We start from the raw sequence: 23,182 nt of genomic DNA, 5'->3' as shown, positions 1-23,182 counted from the left end.
TAATAGTAGAACATTAATCCTTTAGTCCGCATATTTCAAAAGTAAAAGCAATATATCCAATTATGGAGCTTTCCTTACGAATTGGAAAAAAATTATTAGTATTTTTAGGCATCAATTCTTGTTTTAAGGACATGGCTTCTTCTTTTGAAACATCCATTCTCAACATGTCTTTTCCGAAAAGCAAATCCCATATTTCAAGATCCGATGGGTCTTTTAGGGCAATAAATGCTATTATTCTATTAGTATTTGATTTATCCACAACTAGTAAATAACTGAACTCGTCATCCTTTGAGAATGGATCAGGAGCTGTAAATGCATCTATCTTAAAATAACCCGAAAGTCTTTTTCTCAATTGCTGTGAAATAAAAGACATTATTGCTAAATCGGCAAGTGATAATTCTTTAATTGTATCTAGTGTAGGATTTTGAGTCTTTAATGAAATCATAGCATAGTTAACAAGACAGGGTATTAAATATTTGTAGTAGAAGATAGGTCATAAATATGCGTCATAACACAAGTTTAAAATTTAACACATATAAAATAAATTCAAGGAAATAAGCCGGGGTACCCAAGCTAGGTAAGTAATCAAAAAATCCAACCCTAAAAGGGGTCAGCCTCGAGATCTAATAAAGAGGAAAAAAGGATAGATAGCTGATGTCCTTCCGGACTCGTGGGTTCGAGTCCCACTCCCGGCGCCTCAAATGTGGGTTCCACCTATATCGTTATATATCAAAAGAGCAAATTTTTACTGGTTGAATCTTTACAGTAACATCAGTCAATTAAGTGAGGGTTCCAGAGAATTATCCGCAGATATAGAAAGAAAGATAGATTCGATAACAAAAACGCTTTCAAGGCCTTATTTTAACAAAATACTTAAAGACCTTTTGAAACGTAACCCGATTAATGCAAAAATAATCGTAGACTATATAATCGCTGAACAAACTGAGATAAATATAAAAGATTCAACAAAAGAAGGTAAGATTAAAACTCTTGTATGGCTATCAAATTATCATAATGATAACAAATCGTTTACTGAATTAACTAAACAAGATATTCTAGAATATCTAAATAGTTTAAGAAAATCTTCTGACAAAGATCCATCCAATAAATGGATTGGCACATACAATGGAAGACAGATAATATTACTGAAATTCTTCAAATGGTTATATAATTCAGACGAAGACCATAGAAAAAGACCAACACCCGTATGCATGCAAGGAATAAGGAAGCTACCTCGTAAGGAAAAAACCTCATACAAACCTTCTGATATATGGGAAGCAAGAGAACATGCGATTTTTCTAAAATATTGTCCTTCCAAAAGAGATAGATGTTACCATGCGCTGGCAAGAGACATGTCTGCACGACCGCAAGAGATACTGAATCTAAGATTCAAAGACATAAAATTCAATTTAACAAACAAAGGAATTCAATATGCAGAAGTAAGAATTACTCAAGGAAAGACAGGACCAAGAACTGTCCCATTAATCGATTCAATTCCTTATCTAAAAGAGTGGATGGAAGAGCATCCTAACGGTAAAAATCCAGACTCATTTGTTTTCATATCCCAAGGAAATAACTATGGCTCTAAACTAACGTTAGAAGGGCTTTCGAGTCATTATGACTATTATAAGAAAAAATATTTCAAAAAGTTGTTAGACGATAACATCATCCCCGATTATGATAAAGCAATAATAAGAAATATGTTACTAAAACCTTGGAACCTATATGTATACCGACATAGTGCGCTAACTGAGAAGAGTTTAATTTTACCTGATTCTGCACTCAAGGATCATGCAGGTTGGTCCATGGGAAGTAAAATGACTCAAGTTTATGTTCATCTAAGCAATCAATCATCGAAAGTGTTATTACAAAAAAATGGCATCATCAATTCTGACCAAGATGATGACCTCTTTAATTGCCTGAAACCAAAGCAATGTTCGAATTGTAATGAATCCAATAGACAGGATTCAAAGATATGCATGAAATGCAAGATGATTTTATCCTATGATCTATATTCAGAGGTAAGAAATGAAGATAAGCAAAAAATTGACATACTTGAAAAAGATATGAAAGCTTTGAAAGAAGGAGTTAATAGTTTATTTATATTAATTCAACAGAATCCCTTGCTAGTAAACATAAAACCAGAGGTGTTAGAAAACATTAAGATTATAAAGTAATGCATTAATGCTAATCATCTAATCCATTTTTGACGAGATATTCTTTATATTCTCTTTTGAATCGCTCCCTATATTTGGGTAGATAGGAAGTGTTTTTTGTTAGAAATTCAAAAAATAAGTCATGTAGTTCTGGATATACGGAATCAATTTGAGATATATTCATATTAAAAAGATAATCAATTAATCTTGTATATTCATTTAACATACCATGTCTTTCGAATATAACTTCTAATCGGTGAATCCTGAATAATGGTTGAAGCATAGATAGATACAGTTCGTCAGCTGAAATAGACTTAGGATGACGATATTCATATCGCTGTGGAGGATAGATCCAGTCATCAATTTGATTTTTATAATTCTGAATCAATCTTGAAATATTGTTATTAACCAAATTATGCCATCTCCCTAATTCTGTGAAAAATAAAGTATACATTTGATTACGATAAACTGAGTCAAATCTAGGCCATTCCAAGCTATAAAGGTATTTAAATGCGTGATCAATAAAACTAATTATATATTGTAACGAATTAACAATCTCAGATAACTGACTCGAACTGCTTTCACGATCATAAATTTTAGGCCACTCTTTCACGGGTTTGTTATAGATTGAAAAAGTCTTTTCTAAAAGAGCTTTCAACAAACGATCGATTTCCTGTAATTGTTTTGTAAGGATAATGACATGATTTTTCCGGTCAATAAACAATTGATGGGACTTTGAATTTGGTTTTTCTCTACGTATTGAGAGAATTTTTTCTCTCTTAAGATCGTTCAACACTTCGTAAACCGATACCTTAGAAGCATATCCATTTTCTGTAGCATGAGCTACAACTTTACTTTTGCTACATCCCTGATTATGAAGGATAAAGTCAATAATTCTACTTCGTCTATGTTCTGGATCAACTAATATCAAATCACTATCGGTATACATATCGGTATATCGGTATATACCATTATCTAAAATAAATACTTGTTTATAGTAGATATATGGAAATACAAAGAACAACAATCATTATTGATGTAAAAACAAGGAACATCCTAAGAAACATAGGTAGAAAAGAACAAACTTATGATGATATAATTAATGAACTAATAGAGGATAATAAAAAAGGTCTTAAGTCTGAAATATTGAATGCATCAGGGAGGATTTAAATTGATTAACAAGTTATCAGTTACCAGTAAACATAGCAAAATTAAAACTTCAATGATTTGTAACGGTTTTGGGTGTTCAAGACCTTCCATATACAAAATAACACAAAGCATTGGCAAATTTGGGAAAATTGAATTAGATTTATGTCCAGAATGTATTAGAATATTCGAACACAAATCCACGGAGGCCTAAAAGGACACTTGAATGATGGCTTCAGGGAGGATTCCGTTCTTCCAGACATTTGCTATTGTGGTCATGAAAAAACCTCGCATAACGACAAATGTTATGAGCATAATTGCGATTGTATGAGGTTTGCGCCTTGACGCATAAAACGGAGAGATGGTTACCGAATCCCAACGATTGGGCGGATTATTGGTATCATAAACAAAAATGCAATGTCATTCCATATGATACTAAAAATAGGTATCCAATATTAGGTTCATACAAAGAATACCAGCATAACCGTATTCCTAATGATGTCTTTGAAGAATGGAAAAACGAAGGTTTATTTGAGAAGGGAATGGCCATTTTTCCTGGAAAGTTATATCTAGATATAACTAAAAAGGACAATAATAACTCTCATCTATATCTTGTGGCGATTGACCTGGATAAAAAAGAAGCCATAGAGGAATTTTGCAGTCTTAATGGAAAAAATATAACTCTCAAAGAGCTAGCAGAAAAAACAATTGTTGAACAACACGAGGATGATTTGAATAGAGCTCATATTTATATGTTATCACCCATTCCCTTCCCTGGCAAAGGGCCTGATTCTAAGATAGGAATTGAAGTAAAAAGCAAAGCAGAACATGGAATAATGTTTTGTTCTCCATCATTTCATAAAAATGGACAAAGATACCAAATAATTGGAACTACAGAACCTTGTGTATTGAACAATATACAGGCCATAGAAATGATTCAACACATTAACAACATCTGTAAACGACATGGAATAGAATATGTAGAAAAAAAGAATGGATTGAGGGTCGAGCTCAGAAATATAATCAAAAATCTCAAAATAAGGAACAATATAGAAATTGTTATACATGAAGGCGAACGACACGATCAACTAATCTCAGTTGCCAATTCATTATTATTTCGTCATTATCATGAAAAAAAAGATGGCACAAATAACGCAGTCAAATTAAAAGCTTTTCTTGAAGAGATAAACCTAAAGTTCTGTAAACCGGAGCCGTTATCACAAGATGAACTGGATACTATTTGGAATAGTTGTATAGAATTTGTAAGATCTCATAAGGATTTCGTCTTTAATAAGAGTAAACAACAATCCAAAATCGATCTAATAGAAGAGGCAACAGAACACATTTTTCAAAATTATCATTTCCTGACTCTGGAAGAGACAAAAGAGATCCTATATTATCAAAAAGGAGTGTATGTTCCAGGTGGAGAAATAATAATTGAAAAAGAGGCCGAAAATATTTTTGGGTATGATCTTGCTAACAAGCACTTATCCGAGATAAAGGGCCACATTATCCGAAAGACATATCATAGGAGAGAGGAACTTGATGCAGATATTAATATCATAAACCTTCAGAATGGTCTATATGATATTTCTAAAGATAAATTGAATCCGCACACTCCTAATTATCTTTCAGTGAATCAGAAACCGATCGTGTTTAATCCAAGCATGAAACCCAAGCTGTTTGGAAAATTTCTAAAGGATGTGTTATATTCAGGAGAAATAAGAACTGCTGTAGAAGCCATGGCTTATACATTTTACAGGGATACTCCGTTTGAATACTTCTTCAAGTTGTTTGGATACGGTTCAAACGGTAAAAGCGTCTTTACTGGATTGCTTACCAAATTGCATGACGATAAGAACATTAGTAATGTTTCTATTTCTGCTTTGTTAGAGAATAGGTTCTCCCTTGCCGATTTAGAATTTAAGGATGTAAATATAGATACTGAGCTAACATATGCTGTTATAAAGGATACAACAATTCTAAAGAAGCTTACAGGAGGAAAAAAGCAGCCAATACGAATAGAAAGAAAAAATCAAAACGCCTACGATACGTATTTGCATGCGAAGTTATTTTTTAATGCTAATATAATTCGAGAATCAATTGATCAAACTGCTGCATATTATCGCCGAGAAGTATTAATCAGCTTTCCCTTTACTTTTGAAGGTAGGAGAGACGATCCCTATCTTCTTCAAAGGTTGAGCTCAGAAGAGGAATTGTCGGGAATATTTAATGTATCGATGACGGCACTAAGGAGAATCTTAAAAAATAATGGAATCTTTCTCAATGAAAAAACTGTAGAACAAAAAAGAAAGAAATCAGAAAGAGCAAATGACCCCGTCAAGGTATTTCTTGAAGAGGCTGTAGCGGAAGATTCCGCTGCTGATGAATGGATAAGCAAGTCTGAATTGCATCAAGCGTATATTAGATTCTGTAATAAATACAAATTAGCCTTTAAATCTATTGAGGCGTTCGGAAAGGATCTAAAACGATTACGACCTAACATAAGCGAAGGGAAAAAAAGCAAGCAAGATGAAAAAAGAAAAACTTGCTGGTTTGGACTAAGACTAACACCCGAATATCAGTTAGACATAGGAAAGCAACAACAAATAACTTTCAGCATGAATGGTTTGTCAGGGTTGTCATAGTTGGCAGGGTTGTTTCATCTGAAATTATTTTTTGAGAAAAATCAGAACAAGATTAAAAAAATTAAAATATTTTTCGATATAAAATACCGTGACAACCTTGCCAACTATGACAATTTTTAAGTAAATCTACTATTTCCTCCAAAGATTACGTCTATTAGTGCTCTGTTTTTTGATCATTTCAACCCGTTTTTTAGGAAAGTAGTTTTCAAGATTTTTTAAAACATAATCGATCCGTTCGTTGCATTCTAAATCATAGTATGCCTGTATGATTCCAGTCCACTCTGAGAGCGGATCTTCAATTTGATGTTGTTTCCCCCATGTTTTTTCTTCCAATTGAATATTATTTTTTAGTTTATTATAAAATTGATAAAATAATCCACTTCTTAGCAAAGAGTCGATACCATAGCCTATTGCGATTACTCTCGATGAAATTTCTAAATCACTTAAGCAAAGGCTACCTTTTAATTCATTTGCGTTGGGTGAAACAATTATGATCCATAACTTTGTCCTCATGAGTGCTTCCTTTATCATGGTTGTGATATCCTGATCTCTAAAACTATAACCAATTATTATTAACAAATTCGTTTCATTTAATTTTGAAATAAATCGATTGTTGAGCCAAGTATAAATCTCCGAATATTTTTCCTTTTCCATGGTGGGATAGATCAACATTTCAGACATATTTTCTAATGATATATACTTTACATGTTCCAGGTCCAATCCAATTACTGGAATACGTATTATGTTCTCAGATAAAGTTTTGAACCAATATAAAGAACCATGCAACCTATAGATCCTTACTTGTAGATTTTCCTCAAATACCTTTGGATTCCAGAATGGATCGAAACCATCCGAATACCTTAAATGATTCTTCTCACAAAATAAGTCGATAATACCATCGTAATTCAAGGTAAAGATTTCTAAAGGTTGTTCTTCTAAAAAGCCTAGCATTGGAAGAAGGTAACCAATGTCTCTCCACTCGATTTTTTCTAGCGAAGTTCTGATATATTGTTGTGTCTTTTTATAAACTTGATCTATAACTGAATGGTCTAATTTATTCAATTCAGCATATTGATGAGTTATAAGTCGTTTTAAATCGGGGTCTTCCAAAGATTTTATCAAAGACATAAAGGATTCAATATCATGTCTGCTTGAATAATAAGATTCAACTATTCCTTTTAGAGTATTAACCACGAGCTTTTCTTCAGGACTAAAACTATCAACATAATCCGAATAATATCTAGATGTCATTGAATCCATAGTGGGAAGGTTAGCCGGCACGGAAGCGCCGGCCCCCAATAAAAATGTGAATTTAAAATTCTCGTTCAATACAGTGGTCTAATTCTACTTTAGTAGATTAACGTTTTTCTTTTTTCCAGCGAAAGGTTTGATTCGCTCTCGATTTTTAACTAAAATTAATAAGATGACTTAAACTGATTCTTATAACATATCAAAAAAATATTGGTTATGCAAATGCAATACGTTAAGAAGACTTATTTTAGTCCGAATTATTTGATAAAGTTATCACTAAATACTGCTATTAACAAGAAGATACCCCCAATGAAACTAGATACCTTGAAAAACAAAAATATAGAACTATTTGATGAAATAAACAGTCAAAATTAATATCTTGTTCTCTTTTTTAATAATATAGTGCCTCAATTTAGTGAGAAGAAAAAATTGATACTGACTATGCTTGTTATGAATTGCGAGATGAACCACTTGACCGAAAATGAATCTTTGAGTTATATTAATCAATCCTTTGGTAAGAACATATCTAGGAGAACATATTACTATTATAAAAGAGCTATATTTCATAATTATGAAAAATCAATCCTTGAAGAATATAACAATAGTCGATCTGAGAAAGTAATCCTTCATGATCTTTCAAAAACAAGCAAAGGAATAGTCAGCATGATAATGCTGAAAGAAAAGGTATCCCTTATTAGAAAGGGATTCAAATTGGGATTTAATCTCACAAAGTATGACAGAGTAGTAATTCCTCATACTCATCATTTCACCGATTCAGATTCTCAGATTAATTTATTATTGGGCAGATCCAAACGACTGATTACAGAAGCTAGATCAATGAGATAATGATTGACAGAGTAAAAAATACACTATCAAAATGCATCAAAAATGATTAATTTGTTAAATGACTTTGATTACCTCCCAATTCTATTTATAAAATAATCATTCTGCTCTTTTTTCTTCGTCATTTTGTCGTATCATTCCTTCGTCATTTGCACTTTATTAAAAACGTCACTTGCAATATTTGATTTATTTAAATTTGATATTTCCATCAACACGTTCAGAAATCAGGATTTAATACTTATATCTACAGCAATTTGAATAATTTTTAATATTTCGGAGAGATAGGGATGAAGAGCAATAAAGATGATACGAGTAATATTTGTCTCATCTGTAAAAAAGATAATCCTACAGGAGCCAAATTCTGTAGTAAATGTGGAACACGGTTTCCGTTAAAATGTCCTCATTGTAATAATTCGAATAATTTTCTTGGTGCAGTATATTGTAATGAGTGTGGCCTTTAAATAAGTAAGATGAAACTAACAGAATATGGCAAAGATCCACCAATTTCATAAAAGATTCTTGTTAACACCGTCACTTTCTGATCCGAAATAGAAAATTTTATACTAACCATAGGTGTGATTCTGTATAATGTTTCTAGAGTTTCTATTGTAATATGATAAACATAAGAAATAAGTAAGAGATAAATACTTTTCAGGATAATCATGGAAATTACAGGAATCAGAATCTTAATTACAGGATAGCTCAAGAATTAGTAAGAAAGATCTACTATAATTATGAAAAGAATTGTTATTAAGTTGTTTCTGTAATTATTGTTGAGATTGCCAGCTAAGATCATTAAGAAGATAAGAGAAAATGGGTCAAAAAAAGAGACTAATTTTCAAAAGAATCTTGAATTCTATCCAAAAAGAGATATTCCATATGACACCGAAAAGGGACTTCCTTTGGTTCATGTTGAACAAAATTACTTTAATTTTAATGATCTAGTTGCTTCTGATTATGTAAAAGAGAAATTAAGAAATATTTTAGTAGAAAACAAAAGCGTCGATTTGTTATCAACTTATGGATTAAAACCTAAACAAAAAATTCTTTTGTGTGGACCACCGGGAACAGGAAAAACACTGAGTTCCAGAATACTTAGCTCTGTATTAGGTTATCCGTTTGTATACGTTCGCTTTGATTCTGTTCTTTCATCTTTTCTTGGTGAAACTGCCAAAAACATTAGAAGGATTTTCGATTTCATAGAAAAGGAAAACTATGTAGTTTTATTTGATGAATTTGACATTGTAGCCAAAAATAGAGATGACAAGTATGAACATGGTGAAATAAAACGTGTAGTTAATAATTTGATTCAAATGATGGATGAATATGAAGGAAGAAGTTTGCTTATTGCGGCTACAAATCATCACAAATTATTAGACAATGCGGTTTGGAGAAGATTCGACGAGATCATATATTTTGGATTGCCTAATGCGGAATCCAGAGCCCTTCTATTTCATAAATATTTGGCAGTGGTGAAAAGAGATGACGATTATGATTACTTGAGTTATGTAAGTTCAACCAAAGGTTTCTCTGCATTTGATATAGTTCAAATCTGCCAATCAGCTCTGAAACGCACCATCTTAAGTCACAGGAACGTTGTAACAAATGCAGATATTGAATGGGCTATAAAAGACCAAACGATTAGAAAATCAATTGTCAACAAGAGTGATCTTTGATGGTCGATCTAGATCATCTTCCTCTACCAGAACCAAGTCTTCCTACTCCCAGAAGAAAGCAAAGGCCCAGAACTAAATATGAGCGGTTTGACCGAGATAATTCAAAATTTCAAAAAGATAGACTAAATGAACTACAGCTGTTAAAGAAAACTCACGAGAAAAATAAGATCAAATTTGGAAATTATCTCGATCCAAGGCTAATTTTTAAAATAAAAACAAATCAGTATGTCTATGAATCAAATTTTAGGCAGGACTTAGAAAGGGCCGGAATTCAAGTCCTTAATTCTTCGACCGCGAATCCAGGATATTGGATAGCTTTTTCAAATGATTCAGAATTTAAAGAATTCAAAATGAAATTGCAAAAACATCATGATGACGATAGATACAAGTATTTCCTTGCCATAGATGAAATTGTTCCTATACCAGTCGACGAGAAGATTGGGCGATCTCTTAATATAGATCAGCTTCCTGAAATGGGATTTGAGTTTCTAGATGTCGAAGTGTGGCGGATGGAAGATTCCGAATTGGATCAATTCCTTTCAGGTTTTGAAAATTGGTTAAAAGAGAATAATTGTTTGATTTTAGATAACCTAATAACTATAAATTTTTGTATTTTAAGAGTCCGAATCAGTAAACGAGTATTAAATGAAATATTGGCATTGAATGAGATTGCTCTAGTGGACCGACCTCCTACTCTTGAAGTTGAATCGTTATTAATGCAACCTATAGAAAAGGAGCAGATTATAGGTCCACCTAATGAAAATTGTTCTTCTATAGCAATTTTGGATAGTGGGATTTTAAAGCACCCAATTTTGGAAGATGCGATAAAAGATTATATCAAATTCGACGATGATGAAGAAATCGGAGATCATTCTGGACACGGAACTTCTGTGGCCAGTATTTGCCTATACGGTGACGTTGAAAAATGTATTCGTGATTCACGTTTTGAGCAAAAGATTTGGTTATATTCATTAAAAATCATATTTAAACAAAATAAGAATAGAGGAAATGAATACAATAAGCTATTAGAGAATAGACTAAAGGAATTGGTTGAAAAAACGATTCAAAAGGATCCAAACTGCAAAATATTTAATGTTTCTATAGCTATTCCGCATCATATACTTAAAAATGATGTAGTTAAAAATTTTAATCTCGCAGTTCTCTTGGATGAGTTAGCAAAAAAATACAATATTATTTTTGTAATTTCTATAGGCAATAACACTCAGTTGCCAGATAGTAATTATCCCGATCATTTACTGGCGCTTGAAGAAAACAGGTTACTTAATCCCGCTTCATCTGCATTATCTTTGACAGTTGGAGGTATAGTTAGCCGGCTCACTCGTATTGATTCAATAGATGTGCCTTCACCAATTACTCGAGTCGGCCCCGGATTCAAAGGGATGATTAAACCTGAATTGGTTGAATATAGTGGTGGTGGTTTTGGAAATGAATCAGACGTTATTATCGCTAATGCTGAGTCCGTTGGTGTAATTGAGGGTAGACCTTTTAAATTAGGTAAAGGAACTAGTTTTAGTGCTCCAAGAATTTCTCATTATCTTGCGTTACTTCGAAATCAATACCCCTTCTATTCTTCAAATATGTTGAAATGTTTATTGTTGTCTTCTTCCAGAATTCCAATTCAAAGGCCTGGATTCTTGTCAGAAATTAGCGAAGACGACACAGAAACGAACTTGATGAAATTATTAAATGTATATGGATACGGAAAGCCCGATATATCTAAGGCCCTTTACTCTGACAACTATAGGGTGTTACTGATCAAAGAAAGCAAGTTGCAAATTAATTCTTATCATATTTATGAAATTAATCTTCCTCAAGATGTGTTTGACGAGTATGAGACACTTTTGTCAATTACTTTGACCTATGATCCTCCCATAAGAAAGAATAGAATTAATTATTTGGGTGTAGCAATGGAATTTCACTTGTATCATAATTTAGATATGGATGATCTCAATAGTTCTCTATCTGCAGATATAGATAAAGAATATCCAGACGATGAGATTCAAAAAATTGATATCAAAAAAAATGAAATTATGTTAAAACCAGGAATTAATATTCGCAAGAAGGGTGTTCATCAAAAAGGGATACGCATTATCAAACCTCATGAAATATCATCCAACAAGCCACTTTTACTTTCAGTAGTATCTAGAGACTTAGGGTGGATAGAAAATGTCAGTTATGAACAAGATTACTCAATCATAGTTGCTATTGAACAAGTAAATAATTTGAAGCTATATAATGCGATTAAGCTAAGAAATAGAGTCAGAGTCCGAAGTTAATTCAACATTTGTATGGGACAATTTTGTTTTTTATATATACAAACAAGACATTTGGTTGAAAAATCCAGATGTATCGTAAATAATACTTTAAATTTATCAAAAGGCAGAAGTTGAATAATTCACATTCTATTGTTATTGGAAAAAATTTGAATTGGACTCGTAATGTATCTATTACTAAACCCACCGGGCCAATTGACATCTCTTCAAATTTATTCCCAAATAAAAAACTAAAAAAATTGAGGCCTGATCAACCAAACACATTGGTGCTAGGGTGATCGATTTTGTCTTGAGCAGCTGTAGTTGCGAAATAGTCAATTGATGCCAACTCTGATGTAGTAAATCCAGCTTCTCCTGTTGCCTTGATTTTAGCTAAGAGTGTATCCTGAACGTCGTGAAGATAGGCCCATGTTCCACCACCCATAACAGAAATTTGTCCTTTGTAGTAATAAACCTTGTTTATCAAACCTTCCACAAGACCAGTTTTGTATAAATTAGTGTTTTTGATTTCAGCTTTAAGTGCCTCGCCATCTGCTTTCAAGTCTTCAATCATTTTATCGAGTCCACCTTGTGCGTTAACTGTTAGCGCATTGTTAAACGTTAAAAAGATCAATGCTGCCATACTAATAATTAAAATTATGAAGAATGCTCTAAATTGCATTTGTTTGAAAATACTTCGATATACTAAAATACTTTTATTATATTTTTTACTATTCGATCTTACTGTCCGATTTTAACTAATTGTTTCCACAATTTTCCAGTTGGTATAGTTACCAAACTAATAAGGAATGGAATTATCATTGTAGACGAGCCAGAAATCCACTTACATCCTCAGATTCAGATTAAATTCATTGAATTAATGGAAAAAGCAGCTAGAGATCTGGAACTTCAATTCATAATCGTTACTCATTCACTCCTGTTTGTAAACTCAAAAACTATACACAAAATTCACAGATTTTATAAGGAAAATGGTAAATGGACAAAATCAAATTCACCCACTATTACCAGTAATGAAAATATACTGATGGACATTCTTACATATAGTAATTCGGTAAAAATTTTCTTTGCATCAAAAGTAGTTTTGGTAGAAGGGGATTCGGATGAATATTTTTACAGGTATTTTTATGAATATTACAAGAAAATTAATAACAAGAAAGATGACTTGGAGTTCATAGACATCTGGGGAAAAGACCATTTCAAGAATTGGAAGACGTTTTTGACAAAATATAATATTCCTTGCTTCTACATTGGTGATTTGGATAACGTTTTGAATCCTGAGTTAGGCTTCATAACAAGATCAACGCATACGAGATATCAAAAAAAATTGCTAAGTCAAGTAAAAAAAACCAAATCAAAATCTCTAAACAATTCTTTCAATTTTTTAGAGATTCTATAGATAGTAAACAATGGAACGGTATTATATCAAAAATACCGAAAAAATATAAAGAAAATATATTCATTCAGAGAAAAGGCACGTTAGAAAATTATGTTGGTTTTATGGAAGATAATAATGGGAAATTAGACAATATTATCAAATTTTGTCAATTGAAATTTGATACCTGGTTTAAAGGCGATGATAATGATGTAAAAGAAATTATAGGATTCTTCGAACACATCATAAAGTCGTAAAATGAATTTTCCAAAATCATTGTAATCTGTTGGAGGACAAGGTCAATTTGTATAGGTCAAATCAAAACACAAACCCCTGAATGCAAGAAAAACGGGTTCAAATCTCATATCTTTATGCTAATTCCCAATATATCAGTCAATAATTTCTTTACAATTTTTTATATTATTTTGCAATCATATGGAAATTGAGTTCAAATACCCTATTTGAATCATTTAAAGAATTTATCTGAAGTGACGAGGAGCCTATTATTAATACCAATAAAAAATAAAGCGAAAATTGAAGCACGAGAGTAAACTAAAACAAAGTAACAAAATAAACTTTCATACCTCCATATCAATTGAGTATTTTATTAATTAATTAATGCATTGATCAGTGATACCTTATTATACAAAAATTTTAGAAGTAAGTATAATTGTCAGAATACTTTAGCTCAGATGAGATTGACGAAATTATTCAATTCAACAAGAAAATTGTTGAAGAGGATGGTTCTTCTTTTGAGGTTGATCTAAATATTCTTTGCAGCATATTTGACAAGGTTAACACGAGGTATGAAAAAGAATTAGATAAAAAGACACGCATAATTAAGAAAGCAACTAGAATCTTGGCGGGAATTACTTTTAATCAACCATTTTATGAAGGTAACAAGAGAACAGCTATAATTGTAACATTAATGTTTCTAAATAGAAATGGATTTGATATTCCTTTGGTTCAAACTGAGCAAAAACGAAAATTATATGATTTGTTAATGGCGACTATGTTGAAATCAAGGACGGATACTACAGTTTATTCCGAAGTAGAGGAATATCTTAAACAAGAGTTAGTAATTAAAGAGTAAACAAGATATGATTATTTAATTAATGCAGGATCTTCTTTTGCTAAAGCTTTAAGTAAGTCAGGTATTTTCTTTCTAATTGATTCTAGTTCTTCTCTTATAGATGTAATCAATTTTTCACGCAATAGATCATTAACAACTTTAGTAATATAAGGTATACTAAATTGTGGCTTAAGATTACAAATAGAATTGACCAAGTCTTTTATATGTATATCTTTATTCTTATCGAACAGATCAATTGCGGTTGTAGATACCTCCAACCAGTTAATATCCTTATCAATAAATAAAGCTGTATATCTATTCTCATCAAAGCTAGACGGTAGGGAATACGTTTTTTGATTAACAATATCTAAATTCATTTGATAATAGTCGGCAGAAAAACGAGGCGAATATGGACCATGTTTATAGATATCATAGGCATAGTTTGACGGAAGATTGAATCGTGATTGAGCTAGAAAGACCAATTTTTGTAATTTCTTTCTATTATAAAAGCCAATATCGCTATCGTAGTGAATACAACGCAGATCTACTAATTTATTATTATTCAGAAAAACAAGAAAATCCAAAGTTTCTTTATTCATTTTGATCTAATCTATTCTATCATACCTATTAATATGATAATAAATTGTTTTACATACTATTATTACTTCAGTCTTTTTAAGGCAAAATCATTATAAATCAAGCTAAATTAGGCTTTTTATTATAGATTATAAACCAGGTCATTATTTCGTATCTTTACAACACTATATGTTTACCACTATAATTTCTCGAAATTCACAAAAAAAGTGAACCACTACATTCTTTATAGCACATATTTTTCTGGAGATTAATTATACTTGGTTTATCTATTATTAACTTAATAACTTGTAATGCATAAACCCATGACTACCTGAAATATGAACAAATGCCATTTCCTCCATTTTACTTTTCGGCTAGTAGCAAACACAATGGAACCCACATCTGAAAGACGTAGATTCGAGTCCCACTCCCGGCGCTATAATAAATGCTCATCCTAGATCAATAATATAAAAAGTGGTAATAGCTTACATAATTCTTTATGTTTATGTGATATCATTATGTACTATTGTTTAATGACCCTACCCTTAACATGGCAAGGCAGGCACGCAGACAAACATAAAAGGCATAAAAAATTGCACTACAAAATCAAAAAATTTATGTACAAACAACAATGATCTGTTGTAATAAACATAGACCTTTATAGTTGTCATAACTCCTCAAGTTTAGCATATAGTAATTAGTCTTGCTCCTTACTTAATATACAAATCTAGCATCACATATCTTGTTAGGAAATATTTGAATTTTAAACCTAATACGAATCTTAATTATAAATATTGTTCAGAAATGAAAAAGATAAAAAAGTAGAACTTTCTATATACAAGTACATGAAATTCTACAAGATCACCTCAAACTTCAAGCTATTGATATACGCGATAAAGTCTAAACTATTCACTAAATCAAAGCGAATTGAAGCATAAATTAGATCTAATATCAAAATCACCTTTTTGTAATGAATTTTAATCAGATAATAACGACTAGCTAATTAATTTGACTTTTGATTTATATTTACAATGAAAATAAAAATGAAATGATTATTATATCTTGACTAGTTCACTCAAACCTAGTCTATGCATATACTATTCACCTATTATTTTAACTAACACTCTCTTGTTTCTCATTCCGTCAAATTCTCCATAAAATATTTGTTCCCATGGACCGAAGTCTAGTTTACCATTTGTAACTGCTATTACGACTTCTCTTCCCATGATTTGTCGCTTTAAATGGGCATCGGCATTCTCTTCTCCGGTATCGTTATGACTATATTGTTCAAGTGGTTCATGCGGAGCCAATTTTTCTAACCACTTGTAAAAATCTCTATGCAACCCCATTTCGTCATCATTTATGAATACGCTAGAAGAAATATGCATAGAATTTACCAGGCATAGTCCCTCTTTGATTTCGCTCGCTTGTAGTATTTTTTCAATTTGCGGCGTAATGTTAACTAACTGAAACCGTGATGTTGTATTAAGCAAAAGATACTCGGTTTTGGATTTCATTTATTGTTATAAACATATAACAGTTTAAAAATATAATATATGAAAGCTAATATTTCGGAATTCTAATGTTTGTATTTTTGACAAACTAATTTAGATTCTATATATCCATGTTTGCAGAGTAATTATGGATCAGATATTCAAATTGATTATCCTCTTTTGCTCAATGCCTAAATATGTAAGGACCAGCAAGATGTCAAAAAATGCACAAAAATATTTTCATATGCTGAATTTACTAAACTGAATTCTTTATACTAATTTGGTTATTTGATATTGTGATGGAGACTTGCACAGTATAACGTTGTACGATTTAATGTAATAGGGAGAGTAATGGTAGGTGCCACGATGATATCAAATGAAGCTGTAAAAACGATTGATTCGAACAAGAAACAAATAAAGAAAGAGTGACTTAGAAAGTTCATGTAAAAAGAAGGGATAAATTGAAAAACTTTTGAATCTTTTCCGCAGGAGAGAAAAGTCAGTGCTACTAATAATGAAATTATTCCTATCATTATAAGAATCAGGCTTATTGATGAGAGTACAGTCAAAGTAGAATATATGAAAGTAGAAGATAAGAATACTAATTTAAATAACGATATAATGAAAGAAGAATGTTTCTTAACTGCATCTGGAGCACGACTAAGTAATTTGGAAATTCCAAACTAATAGAATATTAGAACAAGTGATCAGTTTATAAAAAGATCATCAATTGCCTAATAATATAATATTCATTATGGTAAATATGATCATTTGAATTTAAGCATATTGTAATGAATGCTCGGAGCAAAAAAATCACAATTTTGCATGGTGGTAAACATACTTAGACATCGTAGATCTTGTTGATCGGTTAACACAGAATAGCAGGAACATAAATATCTGTGTTCTTTTAGAAAAGAATGTCGAGAAAGTAAACAAATTACTATCCAAAGACATTTAACTAATTAAGATTCTACAGGTTCAAATTCTCAGATATATAGACCGTTATCAACAACAAGTATCTAAATGGTAGTCCATAAAGAAGAATTTCGAAAGTAAGAGAACTCGATCTAGAGACAGAAGGTATAGAACATAATCTGTAGGAGAGTTAAAGGTTAAAGAATGTCTGCATGCAAAGTGTTTCTAACCCAGTTGTATATGAAGTAAGTTGTTGATCACTCTTGAATCCGGTAACAAACTATTATGATACTATTATATTAAACAACTTCTTATCGAAATATCACCAAGTCCCATTATAATGGACTTTCTAGTGCAATTTTTATGATTCTACCTCTTTCATCAGTCGGCTCAAATGAAAGTGATATGAAAGAGCAATGATATAATTTAGAATCGAGTATAAAGATACATCCAATTGGTATTCTCTAAACGAGTGAGAGATACTCATTCTGGACTTATTGATGAAGAAAGTGAAAAAATTTGGTTGTTGCTTCCTTACCTTTTCAGACGCCACGCGAAAGAAGTCATAAAAATATTTTCAATAGCCATAAGGGCAGGTCTTAAGGCAAAGGATCTAAATGATTCCGACTTGAATATCTAATCCAACTAATATGATATGACATGTTATCGTATCTTTTCAGTTTGAATCTTTAGTAATTTTTATATCTAATCTATAATGAGACTTTTTTAAGGTAATTAGACCTAGTTAAAAAATATTTAATAACTTCAATTTTTGTCATAATTTTTCTCGCATAGATATGAATAATCATATTGCAAATACAATAAGAAATCAAAAACTACTTGAAAAAAGGTTATTACAAGAGATGATTTTGAAAAAGGAATTGATTATGTTTGTGGCGTTGATGTATCTTACAATGGACGAATTGCAAGTGCTTCTGCTGTTGTAGTAAGAAAGATAGATCTAAAAGTAATCGAAATTGTTATAACTAAAAACGAGATAAAACATCCATACTTACCCGGATTATTAGTATTAAGAGAATTGGATCCTGTTTTGGAGACCTTGAAACTATTGAAGAATTCTTTTCAACTTTTATTAGTCGATGGCCATGGAGTACTTCATCCCAGAAGATGTGGATTGGCTTCGTATGTTGGAGTAATTACAAATAATCCAACGATCGGAGTTGCAAAAAATTTACTGTATGGTACTGTGGGCGCGGATGATTTTGTAAGATATGATGGAAACATGCTTGGATTTGCCATAAAAAGAGAGAAGCATTCAAGGAAAACAATATACATAAGCACTGGTCATAGAGAAAGTTTATCTACATCCATACAATTAGTCAAAGCTCTAACTAGATCAGGCAATTTTATTCCCAAGCCTCTTAAGATTGCAGACTTTGTTTCAAAAAACTTTTGCGAACTATGATCAAGGTCAAATCTTCTGGATCCTGTTAATTCATTGAATGTTTAACCTTAAGTAATACAGTTATAGCTAGATAATCGAATTGCATTTCAAAATTCAATTATTCTATGTAAATGTATGTGATTGTTATCTTCGCTCAGGAAAATATTAATTCGTCATACATCTTCGAGAAATTTTATTGAACTCATACCCATTAAACAATGCATTAGGCAGTCACATTGCAATTTAGTAAGATCATATTCTTTGACAAAGATATATTTTCTTCTCTACAACATAATTCTAATTCATCCTTTTCAGCATCTTCATATATTTGAAACAAAGAATACTCTTTTGTTATTTTGACAGAAATGGAGTTTGCTTGCAATAATTATAGTGAAGAATTAGCAACATCAACTACAAAGTACGATCTTCCAATAATAAAATATCTATTTGACATAATTGCGGCATCCAAGCAAGTACTATAGTATAAGTCTAAAAATAAGAGTTTTATTCTCTAAAACTATCAGTAAATCATATTCTTCTAGAGTCTCGATTAAATCGGCGATAATAATGAATTATTGCCTGTTACTACATATCAAATCTAGATTTACAATATCTTTATCACATGACGATTCTGGTTTGGTTGACTATGTTTATACTCAACCAGACAAAGGCTAAAAATCACTCCTAAGGCACACTAGAGTGATAAAGTAAAATGAAATTTTAGTAATTGTGTTTATAAAGATAATGTAACATCTAAATCGTTGAATGATCCTCAAAAAAAATTCATATAATTCCAACGGTAATTTTATTTTCTGAAAATATGCAGATTTTTGTTGAGGGTGGTAGATGTACCCATCGGTTCACTCAAAAGGAAACACCGTCTAATTTATTCAAAGATGATGTACCATATTCGGTTAGGTAGTATCTACTTCATAATCACATAGTGCTGGCTTTAACTTTGTAGAAGGTTATCAACAGTCAAGATACAAAAAGCAGATAATTCAGAAAATACTCGAATATTGAAGTATTTTCTGCCAATAATCACGAAATTCTTTTCCTTAAGATCTAAACTTTGGGACAGACAGACCTGTTGAACAATATTCTTAGAAGTAATATGATATAAATAATTTGATAATTAAAGATTTCAAAATTAGATCTTAAATCGCTACTTGAATAAAGGAGATTGTTAAATTTATGAAGCAACTTTAAAGTACTGTGACTTAAATGATATAAAAATCCTTCATGAATAGTAAATGCATCAGTATCAAAGATTAAGTTTTAGGTCAAAAAACAAACTAATTCTCTTGAAAGATACTATCTATATATATTTACATTATTTTCAAATAACTTTACTTATGAACTGACGTTATTGAGAAAAGATCTTTCAATCAATTTATCTTCTCTGTCATTAAGTCTAAAAAGAGAGACGACTTAATTGAAGACTACTTGTACCAAAAATATTTTTAGAAGTTATAGAATAACTTTTGGTAATTTGAAAAGCATTCAGTTTAATTTTAACGCTTTTCTAATTTGTTCTATCAAATGATCAAAAAAATGATTTTAATCTTGTGCCAATGCATTGTTTCCACTATTTACTTGATTTTGGAAACTAACATTATCACAAGATACGATTGCATCTTCACCGGATACACATTGTGAATTTTGACGGGAAGATTGGGATTGACCTATTCCTTGGTTTGAGCTATTACCGTCGTCATCGTCGTCATCTCCGCCGTTTTGAGCTGCTGCGTTGTTACCAGAATTCTCTTGGTTCTGTAGGCTTATGTTGTTGCAAGAGTTACCCAAACTACCACCTGCTACACATTGTGAATTTTGACGGGAAGATTGGGATTGACCTATTCCTTGGTTTGAGCTATTACCGTCGTCATCGTCGTCATCTCCGCCGTTTTGAGCTGCTGCGTTGTTACCAGAATTCTCTTGGTTCTGTAGGCTTATGTTGTTGCAAGAGTCATTGGTATCACCGCCTGAAACACATTGTGAATTTTGACGGGAAGATTGGGATTGACCTATTCCTTGGTTTGAGCTATTACCGTCGTCATCGTCGTCATCTCCGCCGTTTTGAGCTGCTGCGTTGTTACCAGAATTCTCTTGGTTCTGTAGGCTTATGTTGTTGCAAGAGTCATTGGTATCACCGCCTGAAACACATTGTGAATTTTGACGGGAAGATTGGGATTGACCTATTCCTTGGTTTGAGCTATTACCGTCGTCATCGTCGTCATCGTCGTCAATTGATTTTGAACCAAATTCACCATCATAATCTTCTCCATAATGAACTCTTAGGTTCTTATCACATGCTTCCTCATTATCCTCATAATAATCCTCATCATCTTTACACTGATCAACATCTGTCCCATAGTGTGCAAATGCACTTTGATAACTTGATGTTGCTGGACCAAAAGTCATTAATGCAGCAAATACTGCAACAACTAATACTGAAGTTAATTTCGTGTCGATTGACTTTAACATTTTATTCCTGTTTTCTTTTGCAATAATATATAATATAATAATTTTTGAATATACTTTGCAAATTTAATTCTGGTTAAAATTTTTATAAAAATTTTCTGTAATTTTCTTATCAAACTTATTAATATAGGACTTGTTGTTTTAATTTTCCTAAATGTATTATAAACCATGTGAAGTATATTTGAATGAATTTGTTATAGGAATTGAGGGCAAAAATTAAGAAGCTCACATATCTTCACACATTATGCAAAAAAGCTACGTTTGTTTTATTGGGTCAAGTAATATACAGTCATTATAGCATACATACAGCAGTCCACAATAGATAATAATACTAACCTTTCAGATATTCAATTATCGGACAACCAAAGTATTTATTATATTAACAAACAAATAGCATTGTTTGGATATTAGGTACTGCCGAATCTAATAGCGGATCTGCCAGTATAATGAATATTTTTGAAGATAGTAATAAGGTATTTGGCAAATCGACAGATTCTCCAATATTAAATAGTACCAACGATGGAAGTGTAAATCTTGATGTTATGATAAACTCGGATAAAAATATAATATAAACAAAGAATTCATCTTCACTTGGATCAATATTTACCCTCAAGTATTTTTACCAAAACGATCCTAACCTCCATTCTCCCTTAACAATGAATAATTAATGACAGGAAGTTTCATTTTCTGATTTTTATTATCCATTCAGATAATTTATGTACTGTGTGTATGTATTACACAGCGTATTTGCTGTACTTGATAGTCAATAAATACTATACTTAATATGAAGAAGAGAACAAATTTGCCATAAGGAATTAAGAATATGAAGTACAAAATTTTATGAGTTCAATTGGGATACAGCATTTATATATCATCATAAAAAATCCGAGATCATGTATTATTCAATTTCTCCAAATTGCCCTTGATTTTCTTTAATGTTCGAAATATTTGTTTACTATCGTCATATTCAGATACAATCTTTTTGTATGATAATTCGAGATCATCTTGTATTTTTTGATTAACAGATTTTTCATTATCATTATTCTCCAGATAAATCTCTATTCCTAAATCCTTATTAACTAATTTTACACTAGATCGATGACCAACAATATTAGCGGACATAGAGGGTTCAAAATATAGGTTGAATGGCTTGAACTTTTTATCATCTGAAGTGTATATTATACTGATCCCCACTTTGTTCCCTATTGGTTTCTAAAATTGCTTATAAAGGTTACTCGAATAATTAATTCTGTGTTGTGAAGGTTTTTTTGCTAAAAGCTTCCTATTAAAACTTGATCACTACCTTGATTATAAAAATTGTTGAATAGTAAAATAAAAATTTTGAGAAAAAAGCTGTTTCTACTTACGTGTAGGTGATTTTGATTTTGTCTTTGTTATTGTTCTTTTTACTACAGGCTCACTAGTTTCACTCTTTTTAGGTGTTGCTTTTGTTGCTTTTGTTGTACTCTTTTTAGGTGTTGCTTTTGTTGCTTTTGTTGTACTCTTTTTAGGTGTTGCTTTTGTTGCTTTTGTTGTACTCTTTTTAGGTGTTGCTTTTGTTGTACTCTTTTTAGGTGTTGCTTTTGTTGGTGTTTGTTTTTTGTCCAATAATCAATCTATTATAGGGTATTAAATAAATTTATTGGCTCTTATTTGAATTTAAATTCAATAAAAATGTAGTAACGATCTCGTCATTGTTAAAAATAACAGTTCTGGCAAAAAAATTCAATGAAAAAGCACATTATTAAGTCAAAGATCATCTTAACGAGTTATTGATTTACGTAATAACGTACAACATGACTAAGATATGAACATCTGTTTCTAAATCAATTATCAAAATAGCAATAGGAA

General features: G+C 31.4%; 20 protein-coding genes and 1 tRNA gene. 12 read left to right on the top strand and 9 right to left on the bottom strand.

The annotated features are described in order from the left end of the window. Nucleotides 1-13 precede the first annotated feature (13 nt). Entirely contained in the window at nt 14-445 is a 432-nt protein-coding gene (locus tag NFRAN_RS07185) for a hypothetical protein (protein WP_134484222.1), read from the bottom strand. Between the two features lie 113 nt (nt 446-558). Here NFRAN_RS07185 and NFRAN_RS13775 point away from each other — a divergent pair. Then, a tRNA-Ser gene (locus tag NFRAN_RS13775) sits at nt 559-695 on the top strand. A 57-nt stretch (nt 696-752) separates the two neighbouring features. Beyond that, nucleotides 753-2,177 (top strand): tyrosine-type recombinase/integrase, encoded by a 1,425-nt coding sequence (locus NFRAN_RS07180; RefSeq protein ID WP_172602197.1) that lies wholly within the window; start codon nt 753-755, stop codon nt 2,175-2,177. 10 nt (nt 2,178-2,187) lie between these two features. On the opposite strand, the gene NFRAN_RS07175 is transcribed toward NFRAN_RS07180, so the two are convergent. After that, entirely contained in the window at nt 2,188-3,105 is a 918-nt protein-coding gene (locus NFRAN_RS07175; RefSeq protein ID WP_134484218.1) for a hypothetical protein, read from the bottom strand. Nucleotides 3,106-3,161: 56 nt separating this feature from the next. Between NFRAN_RS07175 and NFRAN_RS13770 the strand changes: the two genes are divergently transcribed. Both NFRAN_RS13770 and NFRAN_RS07170 read left to right on the top strand, forming a co-directional pair. Beyond that, nucleotides 3,162-3,326, top strand: coding sequence for a hypothetical protein (locus NFRAN_RS13770; RefSeq protein ID WP_172602196.1), 165 nt, complete (start codon nt 3,162-3,164; stop codon nt 3,324-3,326). Between the two features lie 317 nt (nt 3,327-3,643). Beyond that, a complete protein-coding gene (locus NFRAN_RS07170; protein ID WP_172602195.1) occupies nt 3,644-5,950 on the top strand; it encodes a phage/plasmid primase, P4 family in 2,307 nt (768 codons plus the stop codon). Nucleotides 5,951-6,079: 129 nt separating this feature from the next. Here the strand turns inward: NFRAN_RS07170 and NFRAN_RS07165 are convergent, their stop codons facing one another. After that, entirely contained in the window at nt 6,080-7,279 is a 1,200-nt protein-coding gene (locus tag NFRAN_RS07165) for an SIR2 family protein (protein WP_134484214.1), read from the bottom strand. 324 nt (nt 7,280-7,603) lie between these two features. Between NFRAN_RS07165 and NFRAN_RS07160 the strand changes: the two genes are divergently transcribed. From NFRAN_RS07160 to NFRAN_RS07145, 4 genes are all read left to right on the top strand, one after another. Then, a complete protein-coding gene (locus NFRAN_RS07160; protein ID WP_145988050.1) occupies nt 7,604-8,047 on the top strand; it encodes a hypothetical protein in 444 nt (147 codons plus the stop codon). Between the two features lie 284 nt (nt 8,048-8,331). Beyond that, nucleotides 8,332-8,505 carry a double zinc ribbon domain-containing protein gene (locus tag NFRAN_RS14450; RefSeq protein ID WP_134484210.1) on the top strand — a complete coding sequence of 58 codons (174 nt, stop codon included), beginning with the start codon at nt 8,332-8,334 and terminating at the stop codon, nt 8,503-8,505. 318 nt (nt 8,506-8,823) lie between these two features. Then, nucleotides 8,824-9,720: an AAA family ATPase gene (locus NFRAN_RS07150; protein WP_172602194.1), complete on the top strand. Its 897-nt coding sequence runs from the start codon at nt 8,824-8,826 to the stop codon at nt 9,718-9,720. Beyond that, entirely contained in the window at nt 9,720-12,017 is a 2,298-nt protein-coding gene (locus NFRAN_RS07145) for a S8 family peptidase (RefSeq protein ID WP_134484206.1), read from the top strand. Before NFRAN_RS07150 ends, NFRAN_RS07145 begins: the two co-directional genes overlap by 1 nt. Before the next feature lie 247 nt (nt 12,018-12,264). Here the strand turns inward: NFRAN_RS07145 and NFRAN_RS07140 are convergent, their stop codons facing one another. Next, complete coding sequence (locus NFRAN_RS07140; RefSeq protein ID WP_134484204.1) at nt 12,265-12,675, bottom strand: hypothetical protein; 411 nt, start codon at nt 12,673-12,675, stop codon at nt 12,265-12,267. 36 nt (nt 12,676-12,711) lie between these two features. Here NFRAN_RS07140 and NFRAN_RS07135 point away from each other — a divergent pair, with 36 nt between their 5' ends. Continuing rightward, the gene (locus NFRAN_RS07135; RefSeq protein ID WP_134484202.1) at nt 12,712-13,410 is read left to right on the top strand and encodes a TOPRIM nucleotidyl transferase/hydrolase domain-containing protein; all 699 of its coding nucleotides are present in this window, start codon (nt 12,712-12,714) and stop codon (nt 13,408-13,410) included. 646 nt (nt 13,411-14,056) lie between these two features. Beyond that, nucleotides 14,057-14,479 carry a type II toxin-antitoxin system death-on-curing family toxin gene (locus NFRAN_RS07130; RefSeq protein ID WP_134484200.1) on the top strand — a complete coding sequence of 141 codons (423 nt, stop codon included), beginning with the start codon at nt 14,057-14,059 and terminating at the stop codon, nt 14,477-14,479. An 11-nt stretch (nt 14,480-14,490) separates the two neighbouring features. Here the strand turns inward: NFRAN_RS07130 and NFRAN_RS07125 are convergent, their stop codons facing one another. Next, a complete protein-coding gene (locus NFRAN_RS07125; protein WP_134484198.1) occupies nt 14,491-15,057 on the bottom strand; it encodes a hypothetical protein in 567 nt (188 codons plus the stop codon). A gap of 1,074 nt (nt 15,058-16,131) precedes the next feature. Next, on the bottom strand, nt 16,132-16,551 hold the full coding sequence (locus NFRAN_RS07120; protein ID WP_134484196.1) for a secondary thiamine-phosphate synthase enzyme YjbQ: 420 nt from the start codon (nt 16,549-16,551) through the stop codon (nt 16,132-16,134). Between the two features lie 1,345 nt (nt 16,552-17,896). Here NFRAN_RS07120 and NFRAN_RS07115 point away from each other — a divergent pair. Further along, nucleotides 17,897-18,082 carry a hypothetical protein gene (locus NFRAN_RS07115; protein ID WP_134484194.1) on the top strand — a complete coding sequence of 62 codons (186 nt, stop codon included), beginning with the start codon at nt 17,897-17,899 and terminating at the stop codon, nt 18,080-18,082. Nucleotides 18,083-18,295: 213 nt separating this feature from the next. After that, nucleotides 18,296-18,868 carry an endonuclease V gene (locus NFRAN_RS07105; RefSeq protein WP_134484190.1) on the top strand — a complete coding sequence of 191 codons (573 nt, stop codon included), beginning with the start codon at nt 18,296-18,298 and terminating at the stop codon, nt 18,866-18,868. A gap of 1,539 nt (nt 18,869-20,407) precedes the next feature. Here NFRAN_RS07105 and NFRAN_RS07100 read toward each other — a convergent pair. The 3 genes from NFRAN_RS07100 to NFRAN_RS07090 all read right to left on the bottom strand — a co-directional run bounded on the left by NFRAN_RS07100 (nt 20,408) and on the right by NFRAN_RS07090 (nt 22,939). Continuing rightward, nucleotides 20,408-21,334, bottom strand: a complete 927-nt coding sequence (locus NFRAN_RS07100) for a hypothetical protein (protein WP_134484188.1) — start codon at nt 21,332-21,334, stop codon at nt 20,408-20,410. Nucleotides 21,335-22,222: 888 nt separating this feature from the next. Further along, nucleotides 22,223-22,453 carry a hypothetical protein gene (locus NFRAN_RS07095; RefSeq protein ID WP_134484186.1) on the bottom strand — a complete coding sequence of 77 codons (231 nt, stop codon included), beginning with the start codon at nt 22,451-22,453 and terminating at the stop codon, nt 22,223-22,225. Nucleotides 22,454-22,690: 237 nt separating this feature from the next. Beyond that, entirely contained in the window at nt 22,691-22,939 is a 249-nt protein-coding gene (locus NFRAN_RS07090; protein ID WP_134484184.1) for a hypothetical protein, read from the bottom strand. Between the last annotated feature and the right edge of the window lie 243 nt (nt 22,940-23,182).

The organism is Candidatus Nitrosocosmicus franklandus, from assembly GCF_900696045.1.
GTDB classification, from domain to species: Archaea; Thermoproteota; Nitrososphaeria; order Nitrososphaerales; family Nitrososphaeraceae; genus Nitrosocosmicus; species Nitrosocosmicus franklandus_A.
Note: the sequence above shows the minus strand (reverse complement) of the source record. Positions and strands in the feature narration are given on the sequence as shown.

Coding starts and splice junctions, on each gene's coding strand:
- NFRAN_RS07125 (WP_134484198.1), bottom strand. CDS start 15,057: ATGAATAAAGAAACTTTGGATTTTCTTGTTTTTCTGAATAATAATAAA.
- NFRAN_RS14450 (WP_134484210.1), top strand. CDS start 8,332: ATGAAGAGCAATAAAGATGATACGAGTAATATTTGTCTCATCTGTAAA.
- NFRAN_RS07095 (WP_134484186.1), bottom strand. CDS start 22,453: ATGTCCGCTAATATTGTTGGTCATCGATCTAGTGTAAAATTAGTTAAT.
- NFRAN_RS07100 (WP_134484188.1), bottom strand. CDS start 21,334: ATGTTAAAGTCAATCGACACGAAATTAACTTCAGTATTAGTTGTTGCA.
- NFRAN_RS07140 (WP_134484204.1), bottom strand. CDS start 12,675: ATGCAATTTAGAGCATTCTTCATAATTTTAATTATTAGTATGGCAGCA.
- NFRAN_RS07175 (WP_134484218.1), bottom strand. CDS start 3,105: ATGTATACCGATAGTGATTTGATATTAGTTGATCCAGAACATAGACGA.
- NFRAN_RS13770 (WP_172602196.1), top strand. CDS start 3,162: ATGGAAATACAAAGAACAACAATCATTATTGATGTAAAAACAAGGAAC.
- NFRAN_RS07145 (WP_134484206.1), top strand. CDS start 9,720: ATGGTCGATCTAGATCATCTTCCTCTACCAGAACCAAGTCTTCCTACT.
- NFRAN_RS07185 (WP_134484222.1), bottom strand. CDS start 445: ATGATTTCATTAAAGACTCAAAATCCTACACTAGATACAATTAAAGAA.
- NFRAN_RS07120 (WP_134484196.1), bottom strand. CDS start 16,551: ATGAAATCCAAAACCGAGTATCTTTTGCTTAATACAACATCACGGTTT.